15 protein-coding genes are annotated in these 14,473 nt (G+C 74.5%); 7 read left to right on the top strand and 8 right to left on the bottom strand.

Annotated elements, in window-relative coordinates; genetic code table 11:
• Nucleotides 1–68 precede the first annotated feature (68 nt).
• On the top strand, nucleotides 69–605 hold the full coding sequence (locus BTM25_RS14145; RefSeq protein WP_103563372.1) for a MarR family winged helix-turn-helix transcriptional regulator: 537 nt from the start codon (nucleotides 69–71) through the stop codon (nucleotides 603–605).
• Nucleotides 606–609: 4 nt separating this feature from the next.
• On the opposite strand, the gene BTM25_RS14140 is transcribed toward BTM25_RS14145, so the two are convergent.
• From BTM25_RS14140 to uraH, 6 genes are all read right to left on the bottom strand, one after another.
• Entirely contained in the window at nucleotides 610–909 is a 300-nt protein-coding gene (locus BTM25_RS14140) for a metal-sensitive transcriptional regulator (RefSeq protein WP_103563371.1), read from the bottom strand.
• Nucleotides 910–1,027: 118 nt separating this feature from the next.
• Complete coding sequence (locus tag BTM25_RS14135) at nucleotides 1,028–1,618, bottom strand: histidine phosphatase family protein (RefSeq protein WP_103563370.1); 591 nt, start codon at nucleotides 1,616–1,618, stop codon at nucleotides 1,028–1,030.
• Between the two features lie 24 nt (nucleotides 1,619–1,642).
• On the bottom strand, nucleotides 1,643–2,761 hold the full coding sequence (gene ald / locus BTM25_RS14130; RefSeq protein ID WP_103563369.1) for an alanine dehydrogenase: 1,119 nt from the start codon (nucleotides 2,759–2,761) through the stop codon (nucleotides 1,643–1,645).
• A 49-nt stretch (nucleotides 2,762–2,810) separates the two neighbouring features.
• Complete coding sequence (locus BTM25_RS14125; RefSeq protein WP_103563368.1) at nucleotides 2,811–3,974, bottom strand: glycerate kinase; 1,164 nt, start codon at nucleotides 3,972–3,974, stop codon at nucleotides 2,811–2,813.
• 68 nt (nucleotides 3,975–4,042) lie between these two features.
• Entirely contained in the window at nucleotides 4,043–5,488 is a 1,446-nt protein-coding gene (locus tag BTM25_RS14120) for an NCS2 family permease (protein ID WP_103563367.1), read from the bottom strand.
• A gap of 109 nt (nucleotides 5,489–5,597) precedes the next feature.
• Complete coding sequence (uraH, locus tag BTM25_RS14115; RefSeq protein ID WP_103563366.1) at nucleotides 5,598–5,939, bottom strand: hydroxyisourate hydrolase; 342 nt, start codon at nucleotides 5,937–5,939, stop codon at nucleotides 5,598–5,600.
• Nucleotides 5,940–6,044: 105 nt separating this feature from the next.
• On the opposite strand from uraH, the gene BTM25_RS14110 reads away from it, so the two are divergent.
• The 6 genes from BTM25_RS14110 (at nucleotide 6,045) to BTM25_RS14085 (ending at nucleotide 13,170) form a co-directional block, all read left to right on the top strand.
• Nucleotides 6,045–7,343, top strand: coding sequence for a helix-turn-helix domain-containing protein (locus BTM25_RS14110; RefSeq protein WP_103563365.1), 1,299 nt, complete (start codon nucleotides 6,045–6,047; stop codon nucleotides 7,341–7,343).
• A gap of 81 nt (nucleotides 7,344–7,424) precedes the next feature.
• A complete protein-coding gene (locus BTM25_RS14105; RefSeq protein ID WP_168212115.1) occupies nucleotides 7,425–8,006 on the top strand; it encodes a copper resistance CopC family protein in 582 nt (193 codons plus the stop codon).
• Nucleotides 7,993–10,065, top strand: coding sequence for a cytochrome c oxidase assembly protein (locus tag BTM25_RS14100; protein ID WP_103563363.1), 2,073 nt, complete (start codon nucleotides 7,993–7,995; stop codon nucleotides 10,063–10,065). Before BTM25_RS14105 ends, BTM25_RS14100 begins: the two co-directional genes overlap by 14 nt.
• 50 nt (nucleotides 10,066–10,115) lie before the next feature.
• Nucleotides 10,116–11,345 (top strand): sensor histidine kinase, encoded by a 1,230-nt coding sequence (locus BTM25_RS14095; RefSeq protein ID WP_103563362.1) that lies wholly within the window; start codon nucleotides 10,116–10,118, stop codon nucleotides 11,343–11,345.
• Complete coding sequence (locus tag BTM25_RS14090) at nucleotides 11,342–11,989, top strand: response regulator transcription factor (protein ID WP_103563361.1); 648 nt, start codon at nucleotides 11,342–11,344, stop codon at nucleotides 11,987–11,989. The genes BTM25_RS14095 and BTM25_RS14090 overlap by 4 nt, the downstream gene beginning before the upstream one ends.
• Before the next feature lie 173 nt (nucleotides 11,990–12,162).
• Nucleotides 12,163–13,170 carry a baeRF3 domain-containing protein gene (locus tag BTM25_RS14085; RefSeq protein WP_235828405.1) on the top strand — a complete coding sequence of 336 codons (1,008 nt, stop codon included), beginning with the start codon at nucleotides 12,163–12,165 and terminating at the stop codon, nucleotides 13,168–13,170.
• 1 nt (nucleotide 13,171) lies between these two features.
• Here BTM25_RS14085 and BTM25_RS14080 read toward each other — a convergent pair whose 3' ends face one another.
• Nucleotides 13,172–13,888 (bottom strand): metal-dependent hydrolase, encoded by a 717-nt coding sequence (locus tag BTM25_RS14080; RefSeq protein WP_205648115.1) that lies wholly within the window; start codon nucleotides 13,886–13,888, stop codon nucleotides 13,172–13,174.
• Between the two features lie 99 nt (nucleotides 13,889–13,987).
• Nucleotides 13,988–14,386 (bottom strand): winged helix-turn-helix transcriptional regulator, encoded by a 399-nt coding sequence (locus BTM25_RS14075; RefSeq protein WP_103563359.1) that lies wholly within the window; start codon nucleotides 14,384–14,386, stop codon nucleotides 13,988–13,990.
• Nucleotides 14,387–14,473 lie beyond the last annotated feature (87 nt).

Below are 14,473 nucleotides of genomic sequence, written 5' to 3'. Positions count from 1 at the left end.
CGCGTGGGGGGAAGCCTTGAACTTCAAGGTATTGGCAGTGCACCACGAAATATGTTGAACTTCAAGTCATGAGCGCTCCGTTCTCTTCCCCACCGCCGCCGGACGAGGACGTCGTGACGCTGATGCGGCTGCTCGGCCGCATCATGAAGGCGGCCAAGAAGCACGGCGGTCCCGGCGGGCCGCCCGAACTCGTCCAGCGCGCACGGGACGCGGGGCTCGCGCCCCGGCACATCCCGGTGATGGTCACGCTCGCGATGTTCGGGTCCGCCGCCGTCGGGGAGCTGGCCGGGCGCATCGGCCTGGAACCCGCCACCACCAGCCAGCTCGTCGGCGAACTCCAGCGCGCCGGGCTCGTCACCAAGGAGGCGGACGAGCGGGACCGCCGCCGCACCGTGATCAGCGTCGCCGCGCCCTGGCGCCCGGTCGTCGAGGAGTTCGCGCGGACGAAGCTGACCGCCGCGCGCCGCACGATGGACGCCCTGACCCCGGTCGAGCGCGAGCACTTCCTGCGCGGGCTCCGGCTGCTCGCCGAGGCGCAGGACGAAGTGCTGGCCGAGACGCCGCCCGCGGACCCGCCGCCGTGCCCGCTGGACCCCCCGGCCTGAGGGGTCAGCCGCGTCGCATGAGCCGTCCGACGGCCGCCATCAGCTCGGTGGACATCGCGTCGCCCTTGCCCTCTTCGGCGCCCTCGGCGACGCAGTGCCGGACGTGCCCGTCCAGCAGCCCGAGCGCCACCTTGTCCAGCGCCGCCTGGACGGCCGAGATCTGCGTGAGGATGTCGATGCAGTACCGGTCGTCCTCGACCATGCGGTCGATGCCGCGCACCTGGCCCTCGATCCGGCGCAGCCGCGTCTGGAGCTGGTCCTTGGTGGCGGTGTAGCCGCGGATCGGGGTCTGGCCGGTCGTCATCGTCGTCCTCGCAATCGTGCCGGGCGGGCCGTGCGCGCCCCGTCGCCGCCGGTCGCCACCAGCCGCCATCCTATGCGGCTAAGCCCGGTTTCCCGCTGATCGCGAAGACCCGCCGGGGTCAGCCCGGCGGGACGTTCCAGGACGCGATCACCGGCCGGCCGTGCTCGTCGCCGAGCCGGGAGACCGTGCCGGTGTCCAGGGCGAACAGCCGGCCGAGCGCCGGATCCAGGCCGAGCCAGCGCGCCGTGAGGACCCGCAGGACGTGCCCGTGCGCGACGAGCGCCACGTCCCCGTCGGCCAGGACCGGACGGCAGCGCGCGAGGACGGCGTCCACCCGCGCGCCGACCCGCTCGACGGTCTCGCCGGGGTGGTCGGCGTCGCCGGGGATCACGCCGTCGTCCCAGAGATACCAGCCGGGACGGGTCTCGCGGATCTCCGCCGTCGTGATGCCCTCATAGCCGCCGTAGTCCCATTCCCACAGGTCGGGGTCGACGGCGTCCACCGTGAGCCCGGCCAGCTCGGCGGTCCGGCGGGCGCGTCCGGCCGGGCTGGCGATCACGCGGACGGCCGCGTCCAGCCCGGCGGCCTTGCGCAGCGACCGCGCCTGCTCCTCACCGCGCTGGGTGAGCGGGACGTCGGTGCGCCCGGTGTGACGTCTGTCCCGGCTCCACGCGGTCTCGCCGTGCCGGAGGAGGATCAGTTCGCCCATGGAGGCCACTCTAGGGCGCGGCGGTCACGACGCGAGCACCACCTCCAGCGGTGTGCGCTCCAGCCCGTGCGCGTCGGCGACCGGACCGTAGACGATCCGTCCCGCGTGCGTGTTCAGGCCGAGGGCGAGCGCGGGGTCGGCGCGCAGCGCGTCCCGCCAGCCGAGGTCGGCGATCCGCAGCGCGTACGGCAGCGTGACGTTCGTGAGCGCGTAGGTGGACGTGTTGGGCACCGCGCCCGGCATGTTCGCCACGCAGTAGAACACCGAGTCGTGGACGCGGTACGTCGGGTCGTCGTGCGTCGTGGGACGCGAGTCCTCGAAGCAGCCGCCCTGGTCGATCGCGATGTCCACGAGCACCGATCCGGACTTCATGTGCGCGACGAGGTCGTTCGACACGAGCTTCGGGGCCTTGGCGCCCGGGATCAGCACCGCGCCGATCACGAGGTCGGCCTCGCGGACCTCCCGGTCGAGCGTGTAGGCGGTGGACGTGAGCGTCCCGAGCCGCCCCTGGTAGGCGGCGTCGATCTCGCGCAGCCGGTTGACGTTCACGTCCATGATCGTGACCGACGCGCCCATCCCGACGGCGATCCGCGCCGCGTTCAGCCCCGCCACGCCGCCGCCGATCACCGCGACCCGCGCGGGCGCCACCCCCGGCACCCCGCCGGGCAGCACGCCCCGGCCGCCGTTGAACTTCATCAGGTTGTAGGCCCCGACCTGGGCGGCGAGCCGTCCGGCGACCTCCGACATCGGGGCGAGCAGCGGCAGCGAGCCGTCCGCGAACTGGACGGTCTCGTACCCGATCGCCGTGACGCCCGCCGCCAGCAGCGCGTCCGTGCACTCCCGCGACGCCGCCAGGTGCAGGTAGGTGAACAGCGTCTGGCCCGGCCGCATCCGGTGGAACTCGGGCGCGATCGGTTCCTTGACCTTGAGGATCAGGTCGCCCTCGGCCCACACCGCGTCCGGCCCGTCGACGATCTTGGCCCCGGCGCCGGCGAACTCGGCGTCGGCGACCGCCGAGCCTTCGCCCGCACCGCCCTCCACGAACACCTCGTGCCCGTGGCGCGTCAGCTCGTGGACCCCCGCCGGGGCGATCGCCACCCGGTACTCGTGGTTCTTGATCTCGCGCGGAACGCCGATCTTCATAGCCCCTCCAACCGTCTCCCGGACTATGCCCCGCGACGGCGGCGGGCAGTCAGGGCAGCCACTCGTCGGCGATCGCGACCGTGAGCTGCTCCAGCAGGGGACCGGCGTGCCGCATGGAACGGCCGACGTCCCGCTCGATGTCGGCGAGCGCGTAGACGGCCTGGATCCGGCTGCGGCGCAGTTGCTCCCCGGTGAGGCCGCGCCGTCCGGTGACCGCGACGACGGGCGTCCCCGACCGCGCCGCCGACCGCGCCACGCCCGCCGGGGTCCGGCCGCGCAGCGTCCGCGTGTCGAGCGCGCCCTCGCCGGTCACGACCAGCCGCGCGCCGCGCGCCCGTCCGGCGAACCCGAGCAGGTCGAGCAGGAACCCCGAGCCGGGCCGTGGTGTCGCTCCGAGCAGCGCCATCGCCGCGAACCCGGCGCCGCCGCCCGCGCCCGCGCCGGGCCGGTCCCGGGCCGACCGGCGGACGGCCGCCTCGGCGACGTCGGCCCAGCGCCGCAGGCCCGCGTCCAGCGTCCGGACGCCGTCGCGGCCCGCGTCGGTCTCCGCGCCCGCCTCCCGCGCCGCCGCGGGCGTCCCGGACCGGCCGAGCAGCACGCCGGACACGTCCCCGGCGAGGACGAGTTCCACGCGCGACAGGTCCGGCAGGCCGCGCAGGTCGACGGCCTGCAGGGACCGCAGCGCCGCGCCGCCGGGCGGGAGTTCGCGTCCGGCGGCGTCCAGCAGCCGTCCGCCGAGGCCCTGCACCAGCCCGGCGCCGCCGTCGGCGGCGGCGCTGGCGCCGAGCGCCAGCACGATCCGCCGCGCGCCCCCGCGCAGCGCGTGCCCGAGGAGCTGGCCCGCGCCGAGGCTCGTCGCGGTGAGCGGCCGGGGCCGGCCGCCGGGGAGCAGGCGCGGCGCGCACGCCTCGCCGAGGTCCACGACGGCCGTGTCACGGTCCACGGCCAGCACCGCGCGCACGGGACGTCCGGCGGGCCCGCTGACCTCGGTCTCCACCCGCCGCCAGCCCGCCGCGAGCGCCGCCTCGGCGAGGCCGTCGCCCGCGGACGGGACGGGCAGTTCGACCACCGGGACGTCCGGCCGGACCCGGCGCAGCCCGGCGGCCAGGTGCCGGGTCACGGCGGTGGCCGACAGCGAGCCCTTGAAACGGTCGGAGGCCAGCAGGACGTGTCCGCGGCCGCCGGGTCCGGGAGTGTTGTCCGCGGACGCCACACCACAGCCTTTCGCACCGAGCGGAGGGCGGGCGTGAACGCCTTCCCTCCGTTTATGTCATCTCGGTGCTATTCCACACCCAGGACCTCCTCCACGATGTTCAAACCGAAGTAGAGGATGAAAACGATCGAGACGATCCACAGCAGCACGCCCGCCTCGCGCGGCCGGCCCCGGGCGATCTTGATGAGCGTGTAGGAGACGATGCCCGCGCCGATGCCGTTGGTGATCGAGTACGTGTAGGGCATCACGACGATCGTCAGGAACGCCGGGATCGCGAACCCGAGGTCGGACCAGTCCACCTTGGCGACCCGCGTCATCATCAGCGCGCCGACCAGGACGAGCGCGGGCGCGGCGGCCTGGGCGGGGACGACGGCGGCCAGGGGCGTCAGGAACAGCGTCAGCGCGAACAGCGCGCCGGTCGCGAGGTTGGCCAGTCCGGTCCGCGCGCCCTCGCCGACCCCGGCGGCCGACTCCACGAACACCGTGTTGGCCGACGAGCTGGTCACGCCGCCGAGCGCGGCCGACAGGCCGTCCACCGACAGGATCCGGCCGAGCCGGGGCACCTGGCCGCGCTCGTCCACGAGCCCGGCCTCGTCGCTGATGCCGAGGATCGTGCCCATCGCGTCGAAGAACCCCGACAGGACGAGCGTGAACAGCACGACGAGCGCGGTGAGGACGCCCGCCTCGGCGAAGCCGCCGAACACGTCCACCTTGCCGAACAGCCCGAAGTCGGGCGCGGAGAAGTAGCGGTCGGGCAGGTCGGGGGTGACCGTGCCCCAGGACCCCGGCCCCTTCGCGGGGATGTGCGCGTTCTTCTGGACGACCACCGCCACGACCGTGGCCACGACGATCCCGATGAGGATCGCGCCCGGCACCCGCCGCACGTACAGGACGATCATCAGCAGCAGCGCCAGCACGAACACCGCCGACGGCCAGGTGGCGAGGCGTCCGCCGATCCCGAGCGTGAGCGGCGGGCTGGTCGCGCTGGACGTCGTGAACCCGCCGTCCACCATCCCGACGAGCGCGATGAACGCGCCGATGCCGACCGCGATCGAGTGCTTGAGCGCCAGCGGGATCGCGTTCATGATCAGTTCCCGGACGCCGGTGACGGCCAGCAGGACGATCACCAGGCCCTCCAGGACCACCAGGCCCATCGCCTCCGGCCACGTCATGTGCGGCGCGGCCTGGAACGCGACGACCGCGTTGATGCCGAGCCCGGCGGCCAGCGCCATCGGCGCGTTCCCGACCAGGCCCATGATCACCGTGGCCACCGCCGCCGACAGGGCCGTCATCGTCGTGAGCTGCGGGATCGACAGGACGTGCCCGTCGATGTCCTTGGCCCCGCCGAGGATCAGCGGGTTCAGCAGGATGATGTACGCCATCGCGAAGAACGTCGTGATCCCGCCGCGGACCTCGCGGGCCACGGTCGTGCCGCGCGCCGTCAGCTCGAAGAAGCGGTCCACGGGGCCGCGCCCGCCGAGGGGCGGCGGCTCGGCCGCGCTGGGCTGGGACATCGGGAGCGCTCCAGGTCAGAGTCGGGAAAAGAACCGGCACACACTAACTTCCCGTGCCGGGTTCCGGCCGAACCGGCGTCCCCGTTCCCGTCCGGCCGGAACCGGTGGTTCACCCGCCCCGGTACGTCGAGTAGCCGTGGGCCCCGAGCGCCAGCGGGACGTGGTGGTCCTCGCCTCCGTCGGCCGCCGTGAAGATGATCCCGATCTCGGGGTAGAAGGTCGGCTCGCCCAGCTCGGCGAAGTACGCCCCCGATCCGAACCGGAGGCGGTAGGTGCCGGGCGGGGTCCCGGCGTCCGGATCGCGGGGGGCGGCGCTCCACCGGCCGTCCTCGGCGGTCGCGCCCTCCGCCACCGGCTCCCAGGTGTCATTGTCGTAACGATCGAGCCGGACCGGCAGGCCCGCGGCGGGCCGCCCGCTCCGGGTGTCGAGCACGTGCGTGGAAACGGTCATGGCGCCAGTACAGCAGCACTCGGGGTGCCGATCCGACTGCCGTCGGCGACCCGTCCGCTATAGCCTTCGGTGGTGCGTATGTGAGAGACGACGGAAGGGCCACGGATGGATCGGGAGACCCTCGGGCAGCGCATCCGCGCGCTGCGGATCCGGCAGGGCATCAGCCAGGCTCAGCTCGCCTATCCCGAGCTGTCCGACAGCTACATCTCGCTCATCGAGAGCGACAAGCGGATCCCCGCGCCGAGCGTCGTCGACCTCCTCGCCGGGAAGCTCAACTGCTCGGCGACCTACCTCGTCAGCGGGGTCAGCGAGGACGTCGTGGACGAGTTGCGCGTCACGCTCGACTACGCCGAGATCGCGCTGCGCAACGGCGCTCCGGGGGAGGCCCGCGCCCGGTTCTCCGACGTCCTGGCCAGCAGCGACGCCGTCGCGCTCCCGGACATGCTGCGGCAGGCCCGGTGGGGCCACGCGCTGGCGCTGGAGGCGGCCGGGGAACTGGACGCGGCCGTCGAGGAGCTGCGGTCCCTCGCCGACGAGCTGCCGGTCGACGGCGACCTCGCGCAGTGGTCGCGGCTGCACGTCGCGCTGAGCCGGTGCCTGCGCGAGCGCGGCGAGCTGGGCGAGGGCGTCCGGGTCGCCGAGGACGCGCTGCGCCGCCTCATCGCCGCCGGGGCCGACTCGACCGACGCGGCCGTCCGGCTCGGCGCCGCGCTGCTCGCGGCGTTCGTGGAGCGCGGCGACCTGGTGCGGGCCGGGCAGCTCGCCGACCAGCTCGTGGAGCGCGCCGAGCGGGTGGGCGGGCCGGGCGCCCGGCTCGCCGCCTACCGGGAGGCCGCGCACGTCGCCGAGATCCGCGGGGACTACGAGGCCGGGGTCGCGCTCGCCGAGCGGGCGCTGCTCAGCGCGGGCGAGGAGGAGGACCCGCGCGTCGTCGCCCGCGTCCGGATCACCTACGCGTCGCTGCTGCTGCGGGCCCGTCCGGCCGAGGCCGGGCAGGCCCGCGACCTGCTCGCCAAGGTGCGCGGGGAGATCGGCGTCGGCGAGGCGGGGGAGGTGCTGGTCGCGACGTGCCTGACCGAGCTGGCCCGCGCCGAGACCGCGCTCGGCCGGCCGAACGAGGCCGTCGCGCTCGCCGAGGAGGCCCTGGACCTGCTCGGGGACACGCCGCGCCGCGCGACGGCGTGGGCGCTGACGGTCCTCGGGGAGGCGTGCGTCCGGCTCGGACGGCGCAACCGGGCCGTCGAGGTCCTGACGCGGGCGGCCGAGCACCTGGAGCGGCTGGAGTCGTCCCGGGAGGCCGCGCGGACGTGGTTCGACCTCGCCGAACTGCTCGCCGAGACCGGCGCCGACGACACGCCCCGCCTGGACGCCTACCGCCGCGCGCTGACCTCGGCAGGGATCTGAAACCGACCATCGGGAAGGGCTCAGTAGGGTGGGAGAGCCTCTGTTCCACCGTAGAAATCCGGCCCTTCCATGATCTCTCGCATGCCCCGTCCGCGCCGTCTGGCCGCGCTCGGTCTCACCGCCGCCGCGCTCTCGGGGGCCGGGGTCGCGTTCGCGGCCCCGGCGTCCGCGCACACCCGGCTGGTGTCCAGCACGCCCGCCGACGGCGCGTCCGTGGCCGCCCCCGCGCAGGTCACGCTGACGTTCAGCGACGAGATCCGGGTCGCGCAGGTCGTGGTGAAGGACGCCGGCGGCGCGCAGGTCCAGGACGGCGCCGCCGCCCGCGCGGGCACGACGGTCACGCAGAAGCTCAAGGCCGCCGTCCCGCCGGGCGCCTACACGGTCGCCTACCGGGTCGTCGGCGCGGACGGGCACCCGGTCACCGCCGAGTCGCCGAGCTTCGTGGTCGCCGGCGGGGACGCGCCGCCGGCCCTGAGCCCGGCGGAGAGCACGGGGCAGCCCTCCGCAGCGGACAAGCCCGCCGCGAAGGACTCCGGCGGGCCGAGCTGGGCGTGGATCATCGGCGGCGGCGTGCTCGGCATCCTCATCGGCGTCGGGATCGTCGTGCGGGCCAAGCGCCGCCACCCGGTGGACGCGGGAGGCCGCGCCGATGGCGACGACTAGCCGTCCGGCGGCGGCGCGCGAGGGAGTCCCGGCGGTCGTCCGGGCCGCCGCGCTGGCGTCCGCCGCCGCCATCGCGACCCTGGTCGTGGCGCTCGTGGCGGGGGGCGCGGCCACCGAGAAGGTCATCCCCGGCCTCGGCGACGCGGGCGCCGCGACGCGGTGGGGGCTGCCGTTCGCGCGGCTCGTCATGAACCTGGCCGCGTCGCTGACCGTCGGGGCGCTGCTCGCGGCCGTCGTGCTGCTGCCGATGAACGCCCGCCGCGCCGGGAAGCGCGGCAAGGGCGCCGAGCCGGGCGCCGCGCCGCTGACGGCCGACGCGATCGGCTACCTGCGCGCCGCGTCCTGGTTCGCCGCGACCTGGGCGGCGGCGGCGGGCGCCACGCTCGTCCTGACGGTCTCCGACGTGCTCGGGCAGCCGGCCCTGGACGTCCTCACCGGCAACGAGCTGAGCAGCTACGTCGGGTCGCTGACGCAGGGTCGGGCGCTCATGCTCGTCGTCCTGCTCGCGGTCGTCGTGGCGCTGCTCGCCTGGACGACCACCACCCCCGGCGCGGCGGCCGGGCTGCTCGCGCTCGCGGTGGTCGCGGTACTGCCGCCGCCGCTCACCGGGCACTCGGCGTCGGCCGCCAACCACCAGGTCGCCACGACCGGCGTCGCGCTGCACGTCGTGGCGATCGCGCCGTGGGTGGGCGGGCTCGCGATCGTCGGCGTCCACGCCCTGACCGGCCGGGACGGGCTCGGCGTCATGACCGCGCGGTTCAGCCGGATGGCGCTGTGGTGCTACGTCGTCGTCGGCGCCAGCGGCATGATCAACGTGATCGCCCGGCTGCCCGACCCGGCCGAACTCGTCACGACCAGCTACGGGCGGCTGGCCCTCGGCAAGATCGTCGCGTTCGCGCTGCTCGGCGCCGTCGGCTGGTACCACCGGGAGAGGACCGTCCCGGCGGTCGAGGCCGGCCGGCCCCGCGCGTTCGCCCGGCTCGCCGTCGCCGAGGTCGCGATCATGGCGGCGACGACGGGGCTGGCCGTCGCGCTCGCCCGGTCCGCGCCGCCCGCGCCGACGACCGAGGAGTCGGGCGTCGAGACGCTGCTCGGCTACGCGATGCCGCCGCACGTGACGGCGTCCCGGCTCGTCACGCTCGGCGTCTTCGACCTGTACTTCGCGGCGCTCGTCCTCGTGCTCGGCGGCGTCTACCTCGCGGGCGTCGTGCGGCTGCGGCGGCGCGGCGACCACTGGTCCCTCCCGCGCACGGCGGCGTGGCTGGTCGGGCTGGTCAGCATCCTCGCGGTGACGCAGACGGGCGTCGGACGGTACGCGCCGATCCTGTTCAGCGTCCACATGGCGCAGCACATGGTCCTCAACATGCTGACGCCGATCTTCCTGGTGGCGGGCGCGCCGATCACGCTGGCACTGCGCGCCCTGAAGCCCGCGCGGGTGCGCGGCGACCGGGGGCCGCGCGAGTGGCTGACGATCGCGCTGCACAGCCGGTTCACCGCGCTGGTCACCCATCCGGCGGTGGCGACGATCCTGTTCGTGGCGAGCACGTTCGTCCTGTACTTCACGTCGCTGTTCGAGACGCTGATGCGCAGCCACCTCGGGCACATCGCGATGATGACGCACTTCCTGCTGACGGGCCTGCTGTTCTTCTGGGTCCTGATCGGGGTGGACCCGGCGCCGCGCAAGCTGCCCTACCCGGGACGCATCCTGCTGCTGTTCGTCACGATGCCGTTCCACGCGTTCTTCGGCATCGCGCTCATGAACCTCGGCGAACCGCTCGCGCGCGGCTGGTACACGGCGGTGCATCCGGCGTGGGGGACGTCGATCATCAAGGACGAGCACACGGCGGGCGCGATCGCGTGGGCCTTCGGGGAGGTCCCGACGTTCATCGTCCTGATCATCCTGGCGTTCCAGTGGTTCTTCGACGACCAGCGCCGGGCCCGCCGGGAGGACCGCAGGGCCGACCGCGCGCAGGAGGCCGGGGGCGATCCCGCCGACGACGAGCTGGCCGTCTACAACGCGCGGCTCGCCCGGCTCGCCGAGCAGGACCGCGAGCGCTGACCCCCCGCGCGGGGGAGGGCCCCTGCCGTCCGATCTGCGAAAATAGCGGCATGCGTCGGGTTTTCCGGAGCGTCGTGGCGCGGGAGACGTGGCGGCGGTGGGCCTACCTCGTCGTCGGCGGGGCCCTGCTGCTGCCCTACTTCATGCTCGCGATGACGGTCTTCGGCCCGATCCCGATGGCCGAGGCCCCGAAGACGGTGCTGATCCTGCTCGCCTGCCCGGTGGCGGGGGCGTTCGTGACCGGGCTCGTCCCGGCCGTGCGGCTGCTGGAGGGCACGGCCGTCCGGGAGCTGGTCGGCGGGCCGCTCGTCGCGCTGCCGCCGTCCGCCGCGCGGTCGACGGGCACCCGCGTCCGCACCGGCGCGTGGTTCACGCTGCACCTGTTCACCGGGTTCGTCGTCAGCGGGCTCAGCCTCGCGGTGCCGCCGTTCGGGGGTGCGCTGCTGCTCACGGCGTTCGTCGACTGGGACCTGCGGAGCTACCTCGGCCCGTTCGGCGGCGGCCCCCTGCGACCGCTGCTCGTCCCGATCGGGCTGGGGTGCCTGGCGGGCGTCATGGCGGTGATCGTCGTCGCCGGACGGCTGACGGCCGCGTTCGCGCCCCGGTTCCTCGGCCCGTCGCCCGCCGAGCGGCTCGCCGACCTGGAGGCGGCGGCGGTCCGGCTCGCCGAGCGCAACCGGCTGGCGCGCGAGCTGCACGACTCGGTCGGGCACGCGCTCAGCGTCGTGACGCTCCAGGCGGCAGCGGCGGGCCGCGTCCTCGCCGCCGACCCGGCGTTCGCCAAGGAGGCACTGAGCGCGATCGAGGAGTCCGCGCGGACGGCCCTGGAGGATCTCGACCACGTCCTCGGGCTGCTGCGCGACGACGGCCGTCCCGCCGCGACCGCGCCGCAGAAGACGCTGGACGACCTGCCCCGGCTGCTGGAGCAGACCCGCATCGCGGGCGTGACGCTGGACGCCCGGGTCGATCCTGACCTCGCGCGCGTCCCGGCGGCGGTGTCCCGCGAGACCTACCGCATCGCGCAGGAGTGCCTGACGAACGCGCTCAAGCACGCCGGTCCGGTGCCGGTCCGGTTCCGGCTGGAACTGCGCGGGGACCGGCTGGAGCTGGCGGTCGGCAACCCGCTCGCCGAACCCGGGCACCGTCCGGGCGCGTCCGGGGGCCGGGGCCTCGCCGGGATCCGCGAACGCGTGACCGTCCTGCGCGGCACGCTCGCGGCGGGCCCGGACGGCGGACGCTTCGAGGTGGCCGTCTCGCTGCCGGTAGGTTCGCACGCATGACGATCTCGGTCCTGCTGGTGGACGACGAACGCCTCATCCGCGCGGGCCTCGCCGCCATCATCGGCGCCGAGCCCGACCTGACCGTCGCGGGCGAGGCCGACGACGGCGCCGAGGTCCTGGACGCCGTCCGGCGGCTGCGGCCCGACGTGGTGCTGATGGACGTCCGGATGCCCCGGCTGGACGGCATCGAGGCCACCCGGCGGATCCTCGCGGCCGTCCCGGACCCGCCGAAGATCATCGTGGTGACGACGTTCGAGAACGACGAGTACGTCTACGACGCGCTCAAGGCCGGCGCGGACGGCTTCCTGCTCAAACGCGCCCGCCCGGACGAGATCCTGCAAGCTGTCCGGATGGTCGCGGGCGGCGACACGCTGCTGTTCCCCGCCGCGATCCGCGCCCTGGCCGCCGCGCACGCCCCCCGCGCCGACGCCGCCGACTGGCACGCCCGCCTGACCGAGCGCGAGGCCGACGTCCTGCGGCTCATGGCGCGCGGCCGGTCCAACGCCGAGATCGCCGCCGAACTGTTCGTCAGCCCCCAGACGGTCAAGACGCACGTCGGCAATCTCCTCGCCAAGCTCCAGGCCCGCGACCGCACGCAGGCCGTGATCCTCGCCTACGAGACGGGCTTCGTCGTCCCGCGCTGAACCGTCCCCCGGCCGGATCAGCCCGCGATCCTCGATCGGCTCTTACGCACCATTTACCTCGGGCTCGTTACAAAGGTGACAGCAGTGAGGGACGACTCGATCGGGGGACCATGAACGCCGTAACCCTGTCCGACCTGCGAAAACCACGCACGTTTCCGGCCGTTTCGGTGCTCATGCCCACGCACCGGGGGGCGCGCCGCGCCCGCGCGGACCAGATCCGGCTCCGCAACCTGCTCACCGAGGTCCGGCGCCGTCTCCAGGCGGACGCGCGCGTCGCGCCCGGCGCGGTGGACGAGGTCGTGCGCGGGCTGGAGGCCGCCGCCGGGGAGGCGGACCTGCGGCACGCCGAGGACGGGCTGGTGCTGTTCGCGACGCCGGACGGCGAGCACCACGCGTTCATGATCGACCAGCCGGTGGACGAGCGGGTCGTCGTGGACACCACGTTCGCGACCCGCGACCTGCTCGCCGCCGACGCCCGGCGGCCGAGCTACTGGATCCTGTCCCTGTCGGACCGGTGCGCCCGGCTGTGGGACGGCCGCGACGGCGACCTGGCCGAGCACACCGGCGACGGGTTCCCGCTCGACGGCGAGGCGCCCGACGAGCAGCGGCCCGGCGCGGCGGAGGAACGGCACCGGCAGGTCGTCCGGGACGCCGTCCACCGGCTGGAGGCCGTGCTGACGCGCGACGCCCGGCCGGTGCTCGTCGCCGGGGTCACCCGCCACCAGGCGGTGTTCGACGAGCTGGCCGGGCCGCAGATCACGATCGCGGGCCGGGTGGACGGCGCGCACGAGGGCACGCCCGCCGCCGTCCTCGCCGAGCTGGCGCAGCCCGTCCTGCACGCCTACGAGGACCTGCGGGAGGTCGCCGTCCTCGCCGAGCTGGAGGCGGCGCGCGGGCTCCAGCGCTACGCCGCCGGGCTCCAGGAGGTCGCGCGGCTGGTCGAGGCGGGCCGCGCCGAGCACCTGGTCGTGGAGCGCGGCTACTACGCCCCGGCGGTGCGGACGGACGGCGAGGTCGTCCCGGTCGACGGCCCGCCCGGCGCCCTGCGCGGCGCGGACGTGGTGGACGACCTGGTCGACGACCTCATCGAGACCACGCTGGAGTACGGCGGCGAGGTCACGTTCGTCTCCGACGGCTTCCTCGTGGACCACGACCGGATCGCGGCGGTCGTCCGGTTCTAGGTCAGCCCCGGGTCAGCCAGCGCGCCCCGATGTCGCCGAGCACCGACCGCATCGCGAGGACCGCGACGCCGAGCGTCAGCACGGGCGCGACGACCCAGCGCTCCACCTTGCCGTCCGTCACCGGGACGAGCGGGACGTCCAGCCGCCACGGGATCGGCCACAGCAGCGGGCAGCCGCGCGGCGTCAGGCAGTCCCCGGCGAGGTGGGCCAGGCAGCCGAGCGCGACGGCGTAGCCCGCGAAGCCCATGTCGAGGTCGTGCATGAGGTAGACGGCGAGCCCGGCGAGGACGCAGTCGGCGATGGCCGACTGCGGCTCCTTGCCCTCGAAGTCCAGCCCGATGCCGCGCAGCCCGAACCCGACGATGACGAACAGCGCCGCCCACCAGCCGTAGACGAAGTGGGTGGCGAGCCACGTCATCGCGAAGCCCATGAGGACGGCGAACAGGATCGAGTGGGTGCCCTGCCGGTGCCCGCCGGACACCTTGCCGACGTACTTGCAGAACACCTTGGTGATCGGGCCGAACGTGTTGGCGATGCGCCCGTTGTGGTGGTCGATGTCGGGCAGCAGCGCGGCCCCGGCGCACACCACCGCTCCCGCGAGGAGCTGCTTGGCGGACAGGTCCACCGCATGGCTTCCCAGCAGCTTCTCGCTCCCCAGCACCGGCGCGGCGGCCAGCCACGCGAGCGCGCCGCTGAGCGCGTGGGTCTTTCCCATCATCTGTGTCGATCACCGCTTTCGCCCCGATCCGGCCACGCCGGACTCTAGCCCGCGCAAAGGCTGCGCAACGGGCGGCGCGCCGATGGTGGATCGCACGGATCAGACGGGGGATGCGACCCCCGGGTTCCCGGCCGCGTCGTCGTGCCGGCGGCGGGCGGCGAGCACCGCGCCGACGTTGGCCTCGGCCCAGTCGGCGACGGCCCGGATCGGCGCCTGGAGCGAGCGGCCGAGCGGCGTCAGGGCGTACTCGACGCGCGGCGGGATCTCGGCGAAGACCTCCCGGGCGACGAGCCCGTCGCGCTCCAGCACCCGCAGCGTCTGGGTGAGGACCTTCGGGGTCACGCCGCCGACACGGTCGCGCAGCGCGGTGAAGCGCAGCGGCCCGTCGTTCAGCAGGAGGACGACGAGGACCGACCACTTGTCCCCGATGCGGTCCAGGACCAACCGGGTCGGGCAGTCGGGGTCGAAGGCGTCGCCCATCAGTCCGTTGACGTCCATGGTTTCTCCAAGGTGCTCTCGGCACGTTGAGGTAATCAGTATCCGATGGATACCGTCAAGCTCACGCGCAACTTTCTAAGGAGACGG

This window comes from Actinomadura rubteroloni (assembly GCF_002911665.1).
Taxonomy (GTDB): Bacteria; Actinomycetota; Actinomycetes; order Streptosporangiales; family Streptosporangiaceae; genus Spirillospora; species Spirillospora rubteroloni.
The sequence above is the reverse complement of the archived record's forward strand: the minus strand, read 5'-3'. Positions and strand labels throughout refer to the sequence as shown.